General features: G+C 66.7%; 16 protein-coding genes. 6 read left to right on the forward strand and 10 right to left on the reverse strand.

Going from position 1 to position 18,464, the window contains the following annotated elements; translation table 11 throughout:
* Nucleotides 1–133 precede the first annotated feature (133 nt).
* Genes LSQ66_RS13525 through LSQ66_RS13535 form a run of 3 tightly spaced genes read left to right on the forward strand, consistent with a single transcriptional unit; the run spans nt 134 to nt 5,327 of the window.
* Nucleotides 134–688, forward strand: a complete 555-nt coding sequence (locus tag LSQ66_RS13525) for a DUF2760 domain-containing protein (RefSeq protein ID WP_231765724.1) — start codon at nt 134–136, stop codon at nt 686–688.
* On the forward strand, nt 685–2,523 hold the full coding sequence (locus LSQ66_RS13530) for an Hsp70 family protein (RefSeq protein WP_231765725.1): 1,839 nt from the start codon (nt 685–687) through the stop codon (nt 2,521–2,523). Before LSQ66_RS13525 ends, LSQ66_RS13530 begins: the two co-directional genes overlap by 4 nt.
* Nucleotides 2,520–5,327: an Hsp70 family protein gene (locus LSQ66_RS13535; RefSeq protein WP_231765726.1), complete on the forward strand. Its 2,808-nt coding sequence runs from the start codon at nt 2,520–2,522 to the stop codon at nt 5,325–5,327. The genes LSQ66_RS13530 and LSQ66_RS13535 overlap by 4 nt, the downstream gene beginning before the upstream one ends.
* Here the strand turns inward: LSQ66_RS13535 and LSQ66_RS13540 are convergent.
* From LSQ66_RS13540 to LSQ66_RS13580, 9 genes are all read right to left on the reverse strand, one after another.
* A complete protein-coding gene (locus LSQ66_RS13540; RefSeq protein ID WP_231765727.1) occupies nt 5,311–5,934 on the reverse strand; it encodes a tRNA-uridine aminocarboxypropyltransferase in 624 nt (207 codons plus the stop codon). The two genes, LSQ66_RS13535 and LSQ66_RS13540, sit on opposite strands and share 17 nt — an antisense overlap.
* Before the next feature lie 20 nt (nt 5,935–5,954).
* Nucleotides 5,955–7,592: a methyl-accepting chemotaxis protein gene (locus LSQ66_RS13545; RefSeq protein WP_231765728.1), complete on the reverse strand. Its 1,638-nt coding sequence runs from the start codon at nt 7,590–7,592 to the stop codon at nt 5,955–5,957.
* Nucleotides 7,593–7,664: 72 nt separating this feature from the next.
* A complete protein-coding gene (gene tssA, locus LSQ66_RS13550) occupies nt 7,665–8,699 on the reverse strand; it encodes a type VI secretion system protein TssA (protein ID WP_231765729.1) in 1,035 nt (344 codons plus the stop codon).
* Between the two features lie 9 nt (nt 8,700–8,708).
* Complete coding sequence (gene tssH / locus LSQ66_RS13555) at nt 8,709–11,291, reverse strand: type VI secretion system ATPase TssH (protein ID WP_231765730.1); 2,583 nt, start codon at nt 11,289–11,291, stop codon at nt 8,709–8,711.
* Nucleotides 11,288–11,746: a type VI secretion system baseplate subunit TssE gene (gene tssE / locus LSQ66_RS13560; RefSeq protein ID WP_231765731.1), complete on the reverse strand. Its 459-nt coding sequence runs from the start codon at nt 11,744–11,746 to the stop codon at nt 11,288–11,290. Before tssE ends, tssH begins: the two co-directional genes overlap by 4 nt.
* Before the next feature lie 53 nt (nt 11,747–11,799).
* Nucleotides 11,800–12,291: an Hcp family type VI secretion system effector gene (locus LSQ66_RS13565; protein ID WP_231765732.1), complete on the reverse strand. Its 492-nt coding sequence runs from the start codon at nt 12,289–12,291 to the stop codon at nt 11,800–11,802.
* A gap of 29 nt (nt 12,292–12,320) precedes the next feature.
* Nucleotides 12,321–13,799 carry a type VI secretion system contractile sheath large subunit gene (gene tssC / locus LSQ66_RS13570; RefSeq protein WP_231765733.1) on the reverse strand — a complete coding sequence of 493 codons (1,479 nt, stop codon included), beginning with the start codon at nt 13,797–13,799 and terminating at the stop codon, nt 12,321–12,323.
* A 1-nt stretch (nt 13,800) separates the two neighbouring features.
* Nucleotides 13,801–14,307 (reverse strand): type VI secretion system contractile sheath small subunit, encoded by a 507-nt coding sequence (tssB, locus tag LSQ66_RS13575; protein WP_231765734.1) that lies wholly within the window; start codon nt 14,305–14,307, stop codon nt 13,801–13,803.
* 9 nt (nt 14,308–14,316) lie between these two features.
* Nucleotides 14,317–14,910, reverse strand: a complete 594-nt coding sequence (locus tag LSQ66_RS13580) for a tetratricopeptide repeat protein (RefSeq protein WP_231765735.1) — start codon at nt 14,908–14,910, stop codon at nt 14,317–14,319.
* A 158-nt stretch (nt 14,911–15,068) separates the two neighbouring features.
* On the opposite strand from LSQ66_RS13580, the gene tssJ reads away from it, so the two are divergent.
* Genes tssJ through icmH form a run of 3 tightly spaced genes read left to right on the forward strand, consistent with a single transcriptional unit; the run spans nt 15,069 to nt 17,702 of the window.
* The gene (gene tssJ / locus LSQ66_RS13585; RefSeq protein ID WP_231765736.1) at nt 15,069–15,569 is read left to right on the forward strand and encodes a type VI secretion system lipoprotein TssJ; all 501 of its coding nucleotides are present in this window, start codon (nt 15,069–15,071) and stop codon (nt 15,567–15,569) included.
* Between the two features lie 16 nt (nt 15,570–15,585).
* Nucleotides 15,586–16,929, forward strand: coding sequence for a type VI secretion system baseplate subunit TssK (tssK, locus tag LSQ66_RS13590; protein ID WP_231765737.1), 1,344 nt, complete (start codon nt 15,586–15,588; stop codon nt 16,927–16,929).
* Nucleotides 16,926–17,702, forward strand: a complete 777-nt coding sequence (gene icmH / locus LSQ66_RS13595) for a type IVB secretion system protein IcmH/DotU (RefSeq protein WP_231765738.1) — start codon at nt 16,926–16,928, stop codon at nt 17,700–17,702. Before tssK ends, icmH begins: the two co-directional genes overlap by 4 nt.
* 4 nt (nt 17,703–17,706) lie before the next feature.
* Here the strand turns inward: icmH and LSQ66_RS13600 are convergent, their stop codons facing one another.
* Nucleotides 17,707–18,456 (reverse strand): OmpA family protein, encoded by a 750-nt coding sequence (locus LSQ66_RS13600; protein ID WP_231765739.1) that lies wholly within the window; start codon nt 18,454–18,456, stop codon nt 17,707–17,709.
* Nucleotides 18,457–18,464: the final 8 nt, after the last annotated feature.

An 18,464-nucleotide genomic window follows, 5' to 3' on the forward strand; every position in this document is an offset into this window, starting at 1 on the left:
ACTCTCCCCGCGCTGCAAGCGGGGCGCGTGCCCGGTGCTGGCGCTAGCTGGTATGATTCGCAATTCTCCGGATTCCGATCCCGGCGCCGTCCGACAGCGCAGCCGATCCCTTCCCCCAATCAAGAGCAATAACATGAGCAAAACGACCACTCTGCCATCCTTCTGGAGCAGGATTCCCCTCGCCTTTGGCGCCTTTTTCAAGACCCTGGGCGATGCCGAATTCGCCGCCCGCATCCAGCAGCCCGCCGCCGCACCTGTGCCAGCGCCCGCCCCAGCGCCTGCGCCAGCGCCCGCCCCGCTGCGCGAAGCCACGCCCGATGCCGCGCTCCAGCTTCTGAGCCTGTTCCAGCGCGAAGCGCGCCTGATCGATTTCACTCAGGAGAACCTGGGCGCCTATTCGGATGCTGACATCGGCGCCGCCGCGCGCGTCGTGCATGAAGGCTGCGCGAAGGTGCTGCGCGAGCATTTCACCATCGAGCCGGTGCGCAGCGAAGCGGAGGGCAGCCGCATCATCCTGCCGGAAGGCTTCGACGCGGCCTCCGTACGCCTGACCGGGAACGTGGTCGGCAAGGCGCCGTTCACCGGGTCCCTGAGCCACCGCGGCTGGCGCGCGAGCAGCGTGCGCCTGCCCAAGCTGGCCGAGACGCATGATGCAAAGGTCCTCGCTCCCGCCGAGGTGGAACTGTGAGCGAGCCGCGCTACGCCATCGGCATCGACCTTGGCACCACGCACAGCGCGCTGTCGTACGTGGACCTTGGCGGCAGCGAAGGCGAGAACACCGTACAGAAAGTGCTGCCCGTGCCGCAGTTGACGGCGCCGGGCACTGTCGAAGAACTGCCGCTCCTGCCATCCTTCCTCTATCTGCCGCATGCGGACGAATTGGCGCCGGGCGACCTCGCCCTGCCCTGGAGCGCGAGCGAAAATTCGGCGGTGGGCGAGATGGCGCGCAGCCGTGGCGCCACCACGCCTATCCGCCTTGTGTCCAGCGCCAAAAGCTGGCTGTGCCACCCCGGCGTGGACCGCCGCGCGGCCATCCTCCCCAGCGATGCGCCGGACGAGGTGCCGCGCGTATCTCCGCTGGCGGCGTCGGCCCGCTACCTCGAGCACCTGCGCCGCGCGTGGGATGCCGCGCATCCCGAAGCGCCTTTCGCGCAGCAGTCCGTCACGGTGACCATCCCCGCCTCCTTCGATCCGGGCGCGCGCGAGCTCACGGCGGAAGCCGCGCTGGCGGCGGGCTATCAGGGCCTGACCCTGCTGGAGGAGCCGCAGGCGGCGCTCTACAGCTGGATCCAGGGCAGCGAAGGCCGCTGGCGCAAGGACGTGAAGCCGGGCGACATCATTCTGGTGGTGGACGTCGGTGGCGGCACGAGCGACTTCTCGCTCATCGCCATCGCCGAGCGCGACGGCAAGCTGGAGCCGCACCGCGTGGCCGTGGGCGACCATATCCTGCTGGGCGGCGACAATATGGACCTGGCGCTGGCCCACCTGGTATCGCGCAAGCTGGCCGCCAACAGCACCCAGCTCGATGCCTGGCAGATGCGCGCCCTCACCTACGGCTGCCGCAGCGCCAAGGAACAACTGCTGGCCGATGCCAGCGCCGAGAGCTGCCCCATCGTGATCCCGAGCCGCGGCTCGAAGCTGATCGGCGGTTCGATCCGCACCGAGCTGACGCGCGCGGAGGTCTCGGCCTTCATCACCGATGGGTTCTTCCCCCAGGTGGATTCTTCCGCCCGCCCCGCCGTGCGCGCCCGCGCGGGCCTGACACAGCTTGGCCTGCCCTATGCGCAGGACGCGGCGATCACGCGCCACCTCGCCGCCTTCCTGGCGCGCCAGGTGGGTGCTACGGGCGAGCTGCCGGGTTTCACGCCGAACCCCGCACACAGCTTCCTGCATCCAAGCGCAGTGCTGTTCAACGGCGGCGTGTTCAAGTCGCAGCTGCTGTCGCAGCGCGTGATGGACACGCTGAACGGCTGGCTCGCCACCGAAGGCACGCCGCCTGCGCGCATGCTGGCCGGGGCCGACCTCGATCTGGCGGTGGCGCGCGGCGCGGCCTATTACAGCTATGTGCGGCGCGGCGCCGGGGTGCGCATCCGCGGCGGCACCGCCCGCTCCTACTACGTGGGAGTGGAATCCGCCATGCCTGCGATTCCGGGCATGGCCCCTCCCATCGAGGCACTGTGCGTTGCTCCATTCGGCATGGAAGAAGGCAGCGAATTGGAACTGCCCGGCCAGGAATTCGGCCTGGTGGTGGGCGAACCCGTGCACTTCCGCTTCTTCGGCTCCTCCGTACGGCGCCAGGACCAGATCGGCCAGGTGCTCGACTCCTGGAGCGGCGATGAGCTGACGGAGATGAACGAGATCCAGGCCACGCTGTCGCCGGAAGGCCGGCAGCCGGGCGAGGTGGTGCAGGTGCGCCTGCATGCGCGCGCCACCGAAGCCGGAACGCTGGAGCTGCTGGCCGTGGCCAGCGGCGGCCAGCGCTGGAAAGTGGAATTCGACGTGCGCAACGCCGAAGGAGCATGAAGCGCTACCTCGTCGGCATCGACCTGGGCACCACGAACACGGTGCTCGCCTGGCTTGCGCCCGGCGGCGATGCGGTCCAGCTGATGGAGATCGAGCAGCTCAGCGCACCGGGTGAAGTCAGCCCGTTCACGCTGCTGCCCTCCTCCCGCTACCATCCCGCGGAGGGCGAACTGGCCGCAGCGGAGCTGCAGCTCCCCTGGCCGCCCGGCGATCCCGCCGGGATGCCGCATGCCGTGATCGGCAGCCTCGCGCGCAAGCTGGGTGCGCAGTCGCCCGGGCGCATGGTGGCGAGCGCCAAGAGCTGGCTGTCGCATCCGGGCGTGGACCGCACGGCGCCCATCCTGCCCTGGGGGGCGGATGAAGGTGTCCCCAAAATCTCTCCCGTCGCCGCCAGCGCAAGCTACCTCGCCTATCTGCGCTCGGCATGGAATGCCCGCTTTCCCTCCTTCCCGCTGGAACAGCAGGAGATCGTGCTTACCGTTCCCGCCTCCTTCGACGAAGGAGCGCGCGCGCTGACGCTCGAAGCGGCGCGCATGGCAGGCCTGCCGCAACTGCGGCTGCTGGAAGAACCTCAGGCCGCCCTCTACGACTGGCTGCTGAGGCATCGCGACTCCCTGGCCGCGGAACTGGCGGACAGCCGCCTGGTGCTCGTCGCCGACGTGGGCGGCGGCACCACCGACTTCAGCCTCGTGAAGGTGGAGCTGGAACACGGCGAACCGGTGCTCACGCGCATCGGCGTCGGCAATCACCTGATCCTCGGCGGCGACAATATGGACCTTGCCCTCGCGCGGCTGGCCGAATCGCGCCTCGGCACGCCGGAAGGCGGCAGGCTGTCCGCAGGCAGGCTGGCGCAGCTTATCGAACGCTGCCGCTCGGCCAAGGAGCAGCTGCTGGCGGCGGATGCGCCGGACCAGCTTACCGTCACCCTTCTGGGCGCGGGCTCGCGCCTGATCGGCGGCAGCCGCTCCGCCACACTGTCGCGCGAGGAAGTGCAGCAGATCGTGACGGAGGGGTTCTTCCCCCTGAACCCCGAACAGCAGCAGCCGCAGCGTGCACGAGCGGCCATCGTGGAATTCGGCCTTCCCTACGCGAGCGATCCCGCCATCACGCGGCACCTGGCGGCTTTCCTGCGCCAGCACGCCGCCGCCTCGCGTGCCGCGCTGGGTGTCGGCGATGACGGCCGTCTGCCGGTGCCGGATACGCTGCTCCTGAACGGCGGCGTCTTCCACGCCGCGGCCCTCGCCCAAAGGCTCGCCGATACGCTCGCCGGCTGGCGCGGCACGCCGCTGCGCATCCTGCACAACGAGAGTCCCGACGTGGCGGTGGCGCGCGGCGCCGTCGCTTACTCGCTCGCGCGGGGCGGGCTTGCGCCTGCCATTGCCGGCGGATCGCCGCGCAGCTACTTCCTGCTGCTGGACACGGAAAAGCCGCCGGGCATCAAGCGCCGCGCCGTTTGCATTCTTCCACGCGGAACCGCGCCCGGGCGCGAACTGCGGCTGGATGGGCGCAGCTTTGCGCTGCGCGTGGGACGCCCGGTGCGGTTCCATCTCCTGTCTTCCACGGCCGACGAGGGCCTCCCTCCAGCCGCGGGCGACCTGCTGGAGCTCGATCCGGCCGATTACGTGCGCCTGCCGCCCGTGGCCATGGTGCTGCGCGAAGAAGGCAATGCAAACGCCCTCAAGGAAATCCCCGTGCAGCTTGCGGCAAGCCTGAGCGAGGTGGGCACCCTGGAAATTCACTGCGTGGCCGAGGCGCAGCGCTGGCTGCTCGAATTCCAGCTGCGCGGCGCAGACGAAGAAGAGGCGCAAGAAGAGACTGCGCCGCCGCGCTTCGACGACGCGGTGGAAAAGATCGAGCGCGTCTTTGGAACGCGCGCGCAGCAGGTCGATCCAAAAGAGGTGCGCCAGCTGCGCGCCCAGCTCGAGCAGCTGCTCGGCAGCCGCGAACGCTGGGCCACCCCGCTCCTGCGCCACCTGTTCGATGCACTGATGCAGCGGGCGAAAGGCCGCCGCCGATCCGCCGAGCATGAGCGGGTGTGGCTGAACCTTGCGGGCTACTGCCTGCGCCCGGGTTTTGGCGCAGCGCTCGACGACTGGCGCATCGGCCAGCTGTGGGCATTGTTCGAGACCGGCGTGCAGTATCACAAGGACAGCCAGGTCTGCGCGGAATGGTGGACGCTGTGGCGGCGCGTATCGGGCGGGCTGGGGACGGAGGCGCAGCTTCGCCTGCTGGACGACTTTGCCTTCAACCTGCAGGCGGATGCGCAGGAACGCGGCCGCAGGCCCGTCACGCTCGTCAACGGCAGCGAAGAGGACATGCTGCGGCTCGGCGCATCCCTGGAGCGCATTCCTTCCGCTTACAAGGCCGAGATCGGGGACTGGATGCTGCAGCAGATCCTCGGCATTCCGAAGCGCCCAGCGCGCGACGCGGCAAAAGCGGCCGGCGCGTACGCACGATACCTGTGGGCACTGGGCCGCGTCGGTGCTCGCCAGCCCTTCCATGGCAGCGCGCACGAAGTGGCGCCCATCGCAGCGGTGGAGCGCTGGCTCGGCGAGCTGCTGCAGCTGGACTGGCGCAAGATCGAACCCGCCGGTTTCGCAGCCGCCCACCTTGCGCGCATGACGGGCGACCGTTCGCGCGATATCGGCGGCGCCCTGCGCGAAAGCGTGATCGCAAAACTATCCGCTGCGAGCGCTCCGCCGTCCTGGGCCGCCATGGTGCGCGAAGCGGGCCAGCTGGATCAGGCCAGCGAGCAGCGCATGCTGGGCGACGCGCTGCCTCCTGGCCTCAAGCTGATTCGCTGACCGCCGCGGCGCGCAGGGCGGCGCCCTGCGCGGCCAGCGCCTGCTGCAGCTTCACGAAACCTTCGAAGGCTCCGAGCAGCGGCGAGAAACCTTCTCCTTCCAGCTGCGCCAGCGCATGGGCGGCTGCTTCCATGGTCGAAAGCTGGCCTGGCGCATGCGCCTTGCGTATTGCGTAGCGGGATTCGCCAATCTCGCGCAGCGCCAGGCGCGGCAAGGCCTGCAGGCGCGGGTTCAGGTACAGCATCTTGCGGCTCTTGCGCCACGTGGCGTCCAGCACGACCAGCAGAATGGATTCGGCGACGGAAAGCCACGCCTCATCCAGCGCTGGCGGCGCTGCCACTCCGGCAATATCGGGATAGAGAAGAACGGCCCTGCGGCCATCCAGCATGGCCGCCAGTCCGGCGTCTTCGAAGCGCTCGCCCACATGCAGCTCGCTGTTCGGAAGGCAGAGATGCAGCAGGCGCGCGCTGTTCTTGGCATTCGCCACTTCAAGCGGATGCTGGAGAACCAGCACCCTGGCGCGGCTGGAGACCGGCTGCACCAGGGAGCAGATACAGGCGCTTTGCGCGCGCAGGCAGGTGGCGCAGGCGGGACGTTGCGAAGTCATGCCCGCATTGTAGCCCCGCCTCAGAATTCTTCCAGCGCTTCCTGCTGGCGCGTTTTCGGCACGCTGCGCAGCATGGGCCGTGCGCGCGGTGCGCGGCCGGCGCCGGATGCGATCTGCGCGACGTCCAGGCGGAACAGGCTTACCGCCTCCGCCAGCCGCGCCGACTGGTCCTGCATCGAGGCGGCGGCGGCAGCCGCTTCCTCCACCAGTGCCGCGTTCTGCTGCGTGACTTCGTCCATCTGCGTAATCGCCAGGTTCACCTGCTCGATGCCCATCTGCTGCTCTTCGCTGGCATCCGCGATCTGGGTCATGATCTCGGTGACGCGGCTGATGGCCTGGACGATTTCGCCCATGGTGCTGCCCGCCCTGTCCACCAGCGTGCTGCCCGCCTCCACCTTCTGCACGGAGTCGTCGATGAGGGCCTTGATTTCCTTCGCAGCGCTCGCCGAGCGTTGCGCAAGATTGCGCACTTCGGAAGCGACGACGGCAAAGCCGCGCCCCTGCTCGCCCGCGCGCGCCGCCTCCACAGCGGCATTCAGCGCCAGGATATTGGTCTGGAAGGCGATACCGTCGATGACGGAGATGATATCCACGATCTTGCGCGAGGACTCGTTGATGGAGCCCATGGTCGTCACCACCTCGGACACCACCGAGCCGCCACGGCTCGCAATGTCGGCCGCGTCCACCGCGAGGTGCTTGGCCTGCCGGGCATTGTCCGCGTTGATTCGGACCGTCGACGTCAGCTCCTCCATCGAGGATGCCGTCTGCTGCAGCGAGCTGGCCTGCTCTTCGGTACGCGTGGAGAGGTCAAGATTGCCCGCCGCGATCTCGCTGGAAGCAGTGGCAATGGTGTCGGTGCCGCTGCGCACCTGGCCGACGATGGTCACCAGGTTGCTGTTCATATTCTTCAGCGCGGACATGAGCTGGCCCGTTTCGTCCTTGCCGCCGACGGGAATCTCGCTCGTCAGGTCGCCCGCGGAAACCGTTTCAGCCACCCGCACAGCTTCATGGATCGGCTGCGTGATTGTGCGCGTAATCCACCATGCAAACAGCACGCCCATCGCCAGCGCGCAGATGCCAAGCGCCACCAGCATGTTGCGGCCACTTTCATAGTTGCTCTGGATATCCGTGGCCATCTCGTCGAGCAGGTCCTGCTGGGTTTTCAGCAGCGTAGCGAGGGCAGCGAGGTAGGTACTCTTGCGCGCTTCCATATCGCCCTGGAACAGGCGGCGGCTTTCCTCGATATTCCCATCCAGCTTGGCCTTCAGCACCGTCTTGCGGACCGCGATATAGGCTTTGCGTGCATCCAGCACGGCAGCATGCTCCCGGCGCGAGCGCTCGTCCGCAAGCGTCTTGCCCAGCAGGTCCTGGATTTCAGTCGCCCGTTTCGAGGATTGCCCCATCGAGTCCTCGATGGCCTTCTGTTCCGCCGGGTCGGCCGCGAGGATGGCGGCCCCGGCGCGCGCCGCATTCACCTCGATGATCTTGTTCCACTCGGCCATCAGGCGTTCGTTGTGAACGCGCTCGGTGACAAGGACTTCGGTCATGCGGCTGGCGCTCTGCATCCGCGTGACGCCTGCCGCGGTCAGCACCGCGAGCAGGGCCAGCACCACTGCGAAGCCAAGGCCCAAACGCATGCCAATTCGAAGGTTTTTCATGATTTCCCTCCTGATCTCTTCGCTTATGCAAGTTCAGTCTGAGCTCGTCAGGATGAGAAAGCAAGTGGCGCGTTATCTACTGTGTGCCGCCTCTTGTCGAACACCTAACAGCTCGTCCAGCGCACCCGCCTGCACAGGATCCTTGATAACGCTGTGCAGCCAGTCATGCAGGGGCATCTCGCCCCAGCTCGCGGCCTTGTCAGCCAGATAAGCGACGGGGCTGTGCGGCTCCGTCTGACGGAAGAAGTCAGCGACTCTCCGTAGCTGAGCCAAAGCCTGTTGGCGGCTACGCAATGCACCCTGCTCTGCGGCGGTGCGCTCGACGGCCGCCCCTTGTGCCGCCGGGGCTTCTTCTGGCGATGGCGCGAGGATGGCAATGAAGTCGACAGCGTCGTGCAGCACCGCACGCGCCGCACTGAAACCGGGTCCGGACGCGCCCAGGCGCGCGTCAACCGCTACTTCCAGTTGCTGCAGGGTCTCCAGGCAGTGGCGCGCATCGGCAAGCAGCGTGTGGTTGAAACTCTCCGAATTCCTGCGGCGGTGGGCGTCGAGCTGCGCAACGTCGGGCAGTTCCGATGTCGATTCGACATGCCAGGAGTCTGTGGCAGATTCGCTACGCGCGGCGGCGCTACGCTGGCGGGCCGCTTCGAAATCGGCGAGCGAAATCGCGCCGTCCTCGCTGACAGGAATAGCCTTCAGCAGTTCGGGCGAACGCTTCGCCAGCCAGCAGAGGTTTCCGATGCGCCGCTCGCAATCCCCCTCCTCCGCCAGCGGATGCAGCGCGTCCCAGTAGCGGTCGACGAGGGCCGCGATCAGGGCGTAGCCATCGCCCAGGCCTTTGAATCCGCGCGTATGCGCGAGAGCCTCGGCGAGCCAGACGGCAAGCTGGAGGTCCTTGCTCCGGGCCTGGATCAGTTCCTCGCAGCGCTTTGCTACCAGCTCCCAGTCGGCCTCCTTCAATGCCGCGATCCACTCGCCCTGGTCCAGCGAAGGGTCGTCATGCTCGCGCGCGCGCGCGATGTCGTCCATCTCCTTGCTGAAGGCGAGGTCCTCGCCGCATTCCTGCTGCACGCTCACCGGCAGCAGCAGCCGCTCGATATCGAACATGTCCGCCTCCTATTCCGCCTTAAAAAGGAAACCGCCGCTTTCCGATGCGCTGGCCGCAATCTTCGAGACCGGCACTCCTTCGGCCATGCGCGCGAGCACGATATCCGCGAGCTCCGGCAGCAGGCTGCCGCCCACGATATTGTCCACATTGCGCGCGCCGGAATCGACCTCTGTGCAGCGGGCCAGAACGGCCTCCGCGAGCGCTTCATCCCAGCTAAACTCAGCCTGGTGTGCGGCCAGCATGCGGTCGGCGACCGCCTGCAGCTTCAGTTCGACGATTTCGGCGAGTACGCCATCACTGACCGGATAGTAGGGAATTACCTGCAGGCGCCCCAGGAAGGCCGGACGGAACTGCTTCGCCAGCTGCGGCCGGATCGCTTCCGCCAGTTGCTCCGGCAGCGGCTGTTCGCTTTCTGGCTTGTTCAGGCATGCCTGCATCACCGCGGCCGACCCCGTATTGCAGGTGGCGATGATGATAGCGTTGCGGAAGTCCACCGGCTGCCCCTCGCCATCCTCAAGCACGCCCTTGTCCAGCACCTGGAACAGCAGTGCCGTCACGTCGCCATGGGCCTTGTCGATTTCATCCAGCAGCACGACACAGTAAGGATCGCGGCGCACCGCTTCAGTGAGAACGCCGCCTTCGCCGTAGCCCACATAGCCGGGCGGCGATCCCTTGAGGCCCGCCACGCTATGCGCCTCCTGGTACTCGCTCATGTTGATGGTGACCAGTTTGCGTTCTCCCCCATAGAGCAGTTCCGCAAGCGCGAGTGCCGTCGCGGTCTTGCCGACTCCCGAAGGACCGGCGAACAGGAACGCCGCCTTGGGTTTTCCGGGGTCTTCCAGCCCGGCCCTGGAGGTACGCACCCTGCGGGCAATGGCCGCCAGCGCATGCGCCTGTCCCCTGATGCGCTTTCCCAGCTGGTTCTCCAGTCGGCGCACCGCCTCGATATCGTCGTTCAGCATTTTCCCCAAGGGGATGCCGGTCCACGCGGAGACCACCTGCGCGACGGTTGCACCATCGACCTCCAGCGGCACCAGGGGCGAATCGCCCTGCAGCTGCTTCAGCTCCTTTTCCAGGTCCGGCAGCAGCTCCCCCGGCGGCCCGGCGCTGCGCAGGCGCCGGATCTCGTCGGCCATCGATTTCTCGCGCTGCCATCTTGCGGCCACCCGCGCCTGGGCCGCCCGCGTTTCCTGCAGCTGCTCCCTCAGCTGCGCTGCCACGCCTGAATCTCCATGGCCTTCCTGAGCATCGCGCTCGCGCATGGCCAGCTCCGCGTCGACCGCCTCGGCCTGCCGTGCCAGGCGTTCGAGTTCCGCGGGCTGCATGGTCTGGCCTAGAGCCACGCGGGCACAGGCCGTATCCAGCACGCTCACTGCCTTGTCCGGGAGCTGGCGGCCGCTGATGTAGCGGCGCGAAAGACGCACCGCTTCGCCTATCGCTTCGCCGCGCACGCGGATGCCGAAATGGCGCTCCATGAGCGGCGCCATGGCACGCAGCATGGCGCAGGCAGCCGTTTCGTCCGGCTCCTCCACCTTCACCACCTGGAAGCGCCGCGCCAGCGCGGCATCCTTCTCGAAGTACTTCTTGTACTCGCTCCAGGTGGTGGCCGCGATGGTGCGCAGCTCGCCACGCGCCAGCGCTGGCTTGAGCAGGTTCGCCGCATCGTTCTGGCCTGCGGCGCCGCCTGCGCCAATCAGCATGTGCGCCTCGTCGATGAAGAGCACGATGGGATGGACACTGCGGCCCACTTCGGCGATAACGTTCTTCAGCCGGTGCTCGAATTCACCTTTGACGCTGGCTCCCGCCTGCAGCTGGGCCATGTCCAGCGCATGAATGGCGACATTGCGCAGCACTTCCGGCACCTCGCCCGCGGCAATGCGAAGGGCCAGCCCTTCCGCCACGGCCGTCTTGCCGACGCCCGCCTCGCCGGTCAGGATCGGATTGTTCTGCCTGCGCCGCATCAGGATGTCGATGACCTGGCGGACCTCCACGTCGCGGCCGATGACGGGGTCGAGCTTCCCCTCTTTCGCCATGCGGGTCATGTCCGTCGTGTACTGGTCCAGGGCCGGCGTGGCCGCGGGCATGTCGGGACTGTCGACATTCTCCACATAGGAATCCTCGATGGAACCCTCCGTGTAACGCTGCATGCGGTGCTTCAGCTCGTCCACCGGGAAGCGGCCGAACTGCGGGGAGCTGCGTTCTGCCAGCTGCGCCAGATCGGGCTCCGTGAGCAGAGCCAGAAGCAGGTGGCCGCTGCGCACCCGGAACTGGCCGCCATTCAGCGACGCAATCAGCCAGGCATGCTCCAGCAGCGCGGCGAGGTGGCGCGAGAAAACAGGCACGCGGCTGCTGCCTGCCCTCAGCTTCTGCAGCTCGGCGCGCAGGCCGCTGTCCAGCAGTTCGAGGCTGACGCCGCACCTGCGCGCGACAAGGGGGACATCGCTGCGTTCCTGCTCCAGCAGCGCCACGAAGAGATGCTCGACCTCCACCTCATGGTGCCCCATCGCCATGCACAGGTTCGCCGCCCGGCTCGCAGCGGCACGGCAGGTATCGTTGAGCTTTTCGATCAATGTCTTCAGGTTTGCACTCATGATTTGGCTCCGCGCTTGATGGAGTAGCGCAGGGTGGAGGGCTGCAGCACGGCGTTGAAGCCGACCGTCTCGCTGATCCCCTGTCCCTGCAGGACGCCTGTGATAAGAAAATGGATGCGGTTGACCGCGCCCGGCATTTCAGCCACCCTCGCCTGCACGCAGCGCAGGCGGGGCTCGTGGCGCTCGATGGCAAGCCTCAGCGTGTTGCAGACGAGAGCCCTGTCCTCGCTGCTGCTCATGCTGAGGCCTGCGAAGTCGGGCACCCCATAATTCAGCAGCGAGGCGGCGCAGCGGGGATAGCCTTCAAAACACCGGGCAGGTATCGCCACGCGGGTGTTAAGCAGGTCCTCAAGGTCGCGCATGACGGCGTCCTTGTACTGCTCCGCCGTCAACTGCCTGCCGTTCGCCTGCTCGCCGAGCAGGCGGTCGAACAGGCCTGTGCTCAGGTAGGCCATGTTGGAACTCGGGAAGAAGCGCCGCGGTCCGGCCGCGGCGCGGGACAGGCCGGTCAGGCCACACGGTTGGCGGCCAGGTCCCAGCCGCCGGAAGTATTGCCCCCGGCGCCGCCGGAGATTTTCTGCTGGGTATAGCGCCAGCGCACCTTGGAGAACTTGAAGCCCACTTCTTCGGTCAGGATGTCCCCTTCCGCCACGCCGGGAGACACGGCGCTGATCAGCACATTCTCGACTTCGATCTCGAAGTACTTCACCCGCTCGCCTTGCGCATCGGCGCGCATGAATTCAAAACGCGCCTTGGGAATGGTGCGGCCCGCCGAACAGGTTTGCAGCAGGATGGGGGACGACAGGTCGGCCAGCTTGGAAATGACGATGTCGCGGTGCTCGCAGCGCTCCGCCGTGTGGCCGCCGCTGGTGGATGCCGTCGCAGAACGGGGCTGCTCCACCGACCAGCTCACCGATTTGCATTCGATCCAGTCCTTGTGCCGGTCGTCTGCCGACTCGCCCTTGATGCCATCGATCTGCAGGTAGACGTCAATTGCCATTGTTTGCTCCTCTGTGAAAATGTGGAAGATCAGTGCTTGGTCGATTGCGGCAGTTCCGCGACCAGTCGGAGTGAGACAGTCAGCTCGTCGAGCTGAAAATGGGGACGCAGGAAACTTACTGCGCGGTACACGCCGGGGCGCCCTGCCACCTCGTGCACCTGGACCGACGCCTCGCGCAAGGGGAACTGCGCCTTCTGCTGCTGGCTGGCGTTATCGTCCAGCAGCACGTACTTCATCAGCCAGCGGTTCAGGAAATCCTCCACGTTCGAAGCGGCGCTGAAGCTGCCCACCTTGTCGCGCATCATGGCCTTCATGTAGTGGGCAATGCGCGACACGGCGAAGATGTACTGGAGCTGGGACGACAGCACGGCATTGGCGTTCGCCGCTTCCGAGCTGTAGCGGCGCGGCTTCTGCGCCGACTGTGCGCCGAAGAAGGCTGCGTAGGAGGTGTTCTTGCAGTGGACCAGCGAAATGAATCCCAGGTCGCTCAGCTCCTTCTCGCGGCGGTCGGTGATCGCCACCTCCGTGGGGCATTTGAGCGCCACCTCGCCCTCGTCGGTCTTGAAGGTGTGAGTGGGCAGGTTGTCCACCAGGCCGCCCCCCTCCACGCCGCGGATGGCGGCGCACCAGCCGAATTCCTCGAAGGCCTTGCTCAGCCTCGCGCCGAAAGCGTAGGCGGCGTTGCACCACAGGTATTTCTGGTGATCCGTTCCATCCACTTCTTCGACGAAGTTGAAGCCTTCGACGGTGGTGCCGTCCACCGGATTGAAAGGCAGGCGGCCCAGGAAGCGCGGCAGGGTCAGGCCGACATAGCGCGAGTCCTCCGATTCGCGGAAGGCCTTCCATTTCGCATATTCCACCGTGTCGAATACCTTGGCCAGGTCGCGCGGCTTGCCAAGATCGCCGAAGCCCTCCAGCCCGAAGAGCTCCGGCGCTGCAGCCGTAATGAAGGGCGCATGGGCGGCGGCGGCAACGTGGGACATCTGCTCGATGAAGTACATGTCCTCCGGCTGGCGCGAGATCTCGAAGTCGCCCAGCAGCGCGGCGTACGGTGCGCCGCCGAAGGTGCCGAACTCCTCCTCGTAGACTTTCCTGAAGATAGTGCTCTGGTCGAATTCGAGCGCGCTCTGGAAGTCGCGCACCAGTTCCCGCTTGGTGGCGTTGAGCACCCTAATCTTCAGCGTGGCGCTCGTGGCGCTGCTGCGCACCAGGTAGTACAGGCCAGTCCAGCTCTGCTCCAGTTTCTGGAACGCCGGAGCATGCATGATGGCGCTCAGCTGGCTGGAGATGAGCTGGTCTATCTCGGCGATGCGCTGGTCCAGGGTGGCGGAGAGGTTGTGCGAAATGGTGACGCTGCCCTGCATGACCTGGTCCACGAGTTCCCCAATGATGTCGCGGGCGCGCTCGTGCTCCGCGCCGGACTTCGCCACCTTGCTGCGTTCGACGATTTCGTCCAGCAGATCGGTTTCCGGCAGGGCCGTCTTGAGTGCTTGCAGTTGTGCCGACATATCACGCATCTCCTTCCGCGGCATTGCGGCGTATGGCTTTCATCCGGTCCGTGTTCTGCAGGACTTCCGTCAGCAGGTCCTCCAGCTTCTCGTTTCCGGCCAGCTTGTTGCGCAGGTCGGCCAGCTTGGTGCGCGCATCGAGCAGGCTGTTGAGCGGCGCCACCTGGCGCACCACGGATTCCGGGCGGAAGTCGTCGATGCACTTGAAGCGCAGTTCGACCGCCAGCTCGCCTTCCCCATTCAGGCGGTTCGGCGCCTGGAAGCGCGCCACCGGCTCAACGCCAGCCAGCACTTCATCGAAATTGCTGTTGTCGATGCTGACGAACTTGCGGTCCTTGAGCCGCTTCTGCTCCACGTCCGAGTTCCCGCCGAAATCGCCCACCACGCCAAGAACGAAAGGCAGTTCCTTGCTTTCCATCGCGTCCCCGATTTCCACGTCGTAGCTCATCTGGACGCGCGGCGGACGCACCTTGGCCAGACGCTTTTGCACACTGTCGTTGTTTGCCATCCCCTGCTCCTATTTGAGTGCGCCGAATGGGTCGGCGCTGCCGGATTGTCCTGAGCCTGATTTCTTCGCAGCGCCGCCTCCCTGCACCTGCGCTGCCCTGCGTGGCGGCGGCGCCTTGGCGCGGGTTGCCGACGCAGGCACCAGCACCTCCTCGCCGAGCGCTCCGCGCAGCAGGTTCGCCAGCTCCTGGGCCTCGGTGCGCAGGCTTCCGCCCAGGTTGTTCTGCTGACTGAGGTCGGCCAGGGCCTTGGTGGAGAGGCGCAGGCCGCTCACCGCGACGATGCTGTTGCCCTGCCGGTCGGCGGGATCGCGCTGCAGCGCCTCGAGCGCGTTGCTGATCGCCTCGCCGTAGCTGCCGCGTTCGAACTTCATCTGCGCCATCTGCAGCCAGGGCGCCTTTTCCGCCGGGTAGCTGGCGCTTGCCGACTTCAACGCGGCATAGGCCTTGTCCTGCTGCCCGGCCACGGCGTGGCGCTCCGCTTCGGCCATGAGCGATTCGAGCGTAGGCCTGGGTGGCCGCTCCGCCCGCAACTGCGGAGCATCCGTGGCGCAGGCGCTGAGCAGCAGCGCGCAGGCCAGGCATGGAATGATCGAGCGTTTCATTGACTCCTCCGTGCTGATAGGTGGAGGCCATTATTGGTGGGATGAAGGCCGGTGCAGTTGCGTTGAAACAAATTGCGTGGCGGCGCTTGCGGCGCCGCAAACAGGCATTGTCAACGCTTGGGTCTAATGGACATCCCGATTCCATGGAGCGCCCGGCCATGCGGCACACCGTACTCGCACTTGCATTTCTCGCGCTGACAGGCTGCGGTGGCGCGGCGCCGCTGGCCGGCGCCATGCTGCACGACAGCCAGGGACCGGCACGCAGTGTGCCGATACGCCTGCACGCCGCCCTGTCGCTCAACTCTGGCCGCGAAGGCAGGCCGCTGGCCCTTGTGGCGCGCATCTACAAGCTGCGCCAGAGCGCGGCCTTCGAACGGGCTTCCTTCGAGAGCTTCATGAACCCGGCCATCGAGCGCGAATTGCTCGGCGCAGACCTGATCGGCGTGCGCGAAGTGCAGCTCGTGCCGGGACAGCGCTACGAGGCTGTGGAGAAGGTGAGCCGCGAGGCTGCCTTTATCGGCGTTGTGGCGCTGTTCAGGGAGCCTGCGGCGAACCAGTGGCGGGCCAGCTTCTCCGCCGCGGACGCGGAGCGCCAGGGCATCACGCTCGGGCTCCAGCGCTGCGGAATGACCGCAGGCGCCGCCGCGGCAACGTGCTAACCAGTGAGGAAACGATATGGCGACACCGTCGAAAGTGCTCTGGTCCGAAGGCCTTTTTCTGCGTCCCCAGCACTTCCAGCAGCAGGACTACTACCATGAAACCCGCCTCCAGCGCATCGCGCACGCGCTGCACGCCTATCCCTGGGGCGTTCTGGAGGCCGAATGGGACGCCGCGGCACTGCGCAACAACACGCTCAGGGTGACAAGGCTGAACGCAGTATTCCGTGACGGCGAGATCGTCGACGCGCCATCGGCAGATGCCCTGCCGCCGCCTATCGACCTCGGCGTCCTGCCGCAGGAAGTGCAGGAGATGGTCTTCTACGCAGGCCTGCCTTCGCTGAACAGGGACGGCGTCAACCTCCCTGCCGATCCGGGAGAGGTCAATTGCCGCTACGCGCGCAAGGAAGCCGACACGCCGGACATGTTTACCGGCGCATTGCCTGCGGAACTGAGCTACCTGCGCAAGACGCCGCGCATGCTCTCCGCTCTCGAACCGCGCGGCAGCTTCGACTGCCTGCCGCTGTTGAAGCTGAGGCGTTCCGTGGCGGGCGGATTCGAAGCCGATGCCGCCTTTGTCGCGCCCTGCCTCACGATTGGCAGTTCGCCATGGCTGCTGGACAGGCTCGAGCAGCTGCTCGAAGCCCTGCAGGCCAAGGCTGGCGCCCTGCAGGGCCATATGCGGGAACCCAGCCGCAATGTGGTGGAGTTCCGCTCAGGCGACGTGTCGGCGTTCTGGCTTCTGCACACGGTGAGCGCCGCGGCCGCGACGCTGCTGCACCATCTGCGCAATCCCGCCCTGCATCCGGAACGCCTGTTCGAAGCGATGCTGACGCTGGCGGGTTCCCTGATGACCTATTCCCGCAGCTACCAGCTGGGCAGCCTGCCGATCTACGCACACGCCGATCCCGGCCCTGCCTTCGCCCAGCTCGACGCCATTATCCGCGACCTGCTCGACACGGTGATCTCCGCCCGCTACTTCTCCATTGCGCTCACCGAAGAAAAGCCCTCCTATCACCTCGGCAAACTCGATTCCGGCAAGATCGATGGCAGCACTACTCTCTATCTCGCGATCGGCGCGGCCATGCCGCTGCTCGAACTGGTGGAGGCGGTGCCGCTGCGGGTAAAGGCAGGCGCGCCCGACGACGTGGAGCAGTGCGTCCTGTCCGCCATGCCGGGGGTCCGGCTGGTCCATGCGCCGCAGGTTCCCTCCGCCATTCCGGTGCGGCCCGATACCTGCTACTTCGTGCTCGAACCGCGCGGCGTTCTTTATGAACAGATGCTGAAGGCGCAGTCGATCTCGGTGTACGTCCCGGCAGGCATCCGCGACCTGCGCCTCGAACTGCTGGCGGTGGCGGCATGAACGCCCACATCGAACGGCGTGCGGCGCCCACGCTCTTCGGCACGGCCCCGGCGGCGGCTGGCGGCGTGCGCGTGCAATCCCTGGTGGACCTGATGCAGCAGGGCTTCCATCTTCTCTTCCTGCTGAAGAACGGATCGGCGCCTCCGGGCGAGGCCGAGTTCGCCGCCAGGGTGATGGAGTTCCTGGATGGCTTCGACCGCGAGGCGCGCGCCCTGTATGCGCACGGCGAGGATATCGAGGCTGCCAAGTATGCATGGTGCGCGGCGCTGGACGAGATCATCCTGTCCTCCGATGCCCCGCTGCGGGAGGCGTGGGAACGCAAGCCGCTGCAGCTCACGGTATTTGGCGATCACCTGGCGGGCGAGCACTTCTTCGACCGGCTCGACGCCCTGCGCAGCAAGGCCACGGCGCGGCTTCAGGCGCTGCAGGTCTTCCATCTCTGCCTGCTGCTGGGGTTCCGGGGCAAGTATGCGCTGGATGCGGCGGACCGCTTGGCCTATCTCACCGCGCGCCTGGGCGACGAGATCGCCCACATCCAGGGCAAGAGCAAGGGTTTCGCCCCCCGCGCCGAGCGGCCGGACCAGGTGGCGCACCGCCTGCGCAGCAGCGCTCCGGCGTGGGCGGCCGGCGCCCTGTTCCTGGTGCTCGCCCTGTGCGTGTATTCGGGCCTGCGCGCTTCCCTCGGCAGCTCCACCCAGGAGGCCCTGGCTGGCTACGCAGACCTTGTGAAGATGCCGCCGCGTGCCGCCAGCTTCTCGGTCACGCTGCCCTGACCGGTCAATCCACCACGCGGAACTCGATACGCCGGTTGCGCGCCCTGCCTTCGCTGCTGGCATTGTCCGCCACGGGGCGGTCGGGGCCATGGCCCGCCACGCTGATCATGCCGGGTGCAATGCCGTGCGCGATCAGGTAGCTTCGCACGGCTTCGGCGCGTGCGAGGCTGAGCGCCAGGTTGCTTTCGCGCGCCCCGGTGTCGTCGGTGTGGCCGATCACCTCGACGCGCTTGCCTTTCACCTTCCGCAGTGCCAGCACCATTTCGTCCAGTATCTGCTGGCCGCCGGGCCGCAGCACTGCCTGCGCCGTTTCAAACTCGATGATGCGCTTTGCCAGCGCGGCGTCCAGGAGCTGCTGCTCCGCAGCGCCGACACGGAGGCCGTTGCGCACGGTGTAGGTGGGGTTGAGCGCAGCGGCCATTTCGCCTGCAATCTGCTGCCGCTGCGCCTCATTCGCCACTTCGCCGCGTATGCCGACGTTATTGCCTTCCACTGTCAGCTGGCCCTTGGAGACCAGCTTGAGATTGGGCTGGATGAGTTTCTGCACATTCGCGCTCCAGCTCGCAGGCAGCACCACGTTGCCTATCGTGACCTGGTCCACCACCCGTTCGGCGCCGTACAGATCGCGCAGCCGAAGAAGGAGCGCGGCCTTGGTTGCCTCGTCGGGCACCACGCCGCTGGCGATGACTTTGTCCGTTCCCTGCGCCTGGCACAAGCCGCAGGCCAGCAACAGCAGCGGAAGATAATGGCGCATCGCGTCTC

The organism is Massilia endophytica (assembly GCF_021165955.1).
Taxonomy (GTDB): Bacteria; Pseudomonadota; Gammaproteobacteria; order Burkholderiales; family Burkholderiaceae_D; genus Rugamonas; species Rugamonas endophytica.

Coding starts and splice junctions, on each gene's coding strand:
- LSQ66_RS13525 (WP_231765724.1), top strand. CDS start 134: ATGAGCAAAACGACCACTCTGCCATCCTTCTGGAGCAGGATTCCCCTC.
- LSQ66_RS13535 (WP_231765726.1), top strand. CDS start 2,520: ATGAAGCGCTACCTCGTCGGCATCGACCTGGGCACCACGAACACGGTG.
- LSQ66_RS13540 (WP_231765727.1), bottom strand. CDS start 5,934: ATGACTTCGCAACGTCCCGCCTGCGCCACCTGCCTGCGCGCGCAAAGC.
- LSQ66_RS13545 (WP_231765728.1), bottom strand. CDS start 7,592: ATGAAAAACCTTCGAATTGGCATGCGTTTGGGCCTTGGCTTCGCAGTG.
- tssA (WP_231765729.1), bottom strand. CDS start 8,699: ATGTTCGATATCGAGCGGCTGCTGCTGCCGGTGAGCGTGCAGCAGGAA.
- tssH (WP_231765730.1), bottom strand. CDS start 11,291: ATGAGTGCAAACCTGAAGACATTGATCGAAAAGCTCAACGATACCTGC.
- tssE (WP_231765731.1), bottom strand. CDS start 11,746: ATGGCCTACCTGAGCACAGGCCTGTTCGACCGCCTGCTCGGCGAGCAG.
- LSQ66_RS13565 (WP_231765732.1), bottom strand. CDS start 12,291: ATGGCAATTGACGTCTACCTGCAGATCGATGGCATCAAGGGCGAGTCG.
- tssC (WP_231765733.1), bottom strand. CDS start 13,799: ATGTCGGCACAACTGCAAGCACTCAAGACGGCCCTGCCGGAAACCGAT.
- tssB (WP_231765734.1), bottom strand. CDS start 14,307: ATGGCAAACAACGACAGTGTGCAAAAGCGTCTGGCCAAGGTGCGTCCG.
- LSQ66_RS13580 (WP_231765735.1), bottom strand. CDS start 14,910: ATGAAACGCTCGATCATTCCATGCCTGGCCTGCGCGCTGCTGCTCAGC.
- tssJ (WP_231765736.1), top strand. CDS start 15,069: ATGCGGCACACCGTACTCGCACTTGCATTTCTCGCGCTGACAGGCTGC.
- tssK (WP_231765737.1), top strand. CDS start 15,586: ATGGCGACACCGTCGAAAGTGCTCTGGTCCGAAGGCCTTTTTCTGCGT.
- icmH (WP_231765738.1), top strand. CDS start 16,926: ATGAACGCCCACATCGAACGGCGTGCGGCGCCCACGCTCTTCGGCACG.
- LSQ66_RS13600 (WP_231765739.1), bottom strand. CDS start 18,456: ATGCGCCATTATCTTCCGCTGCTGTTGCTGGCCTGCGGCTTGTGCCAG.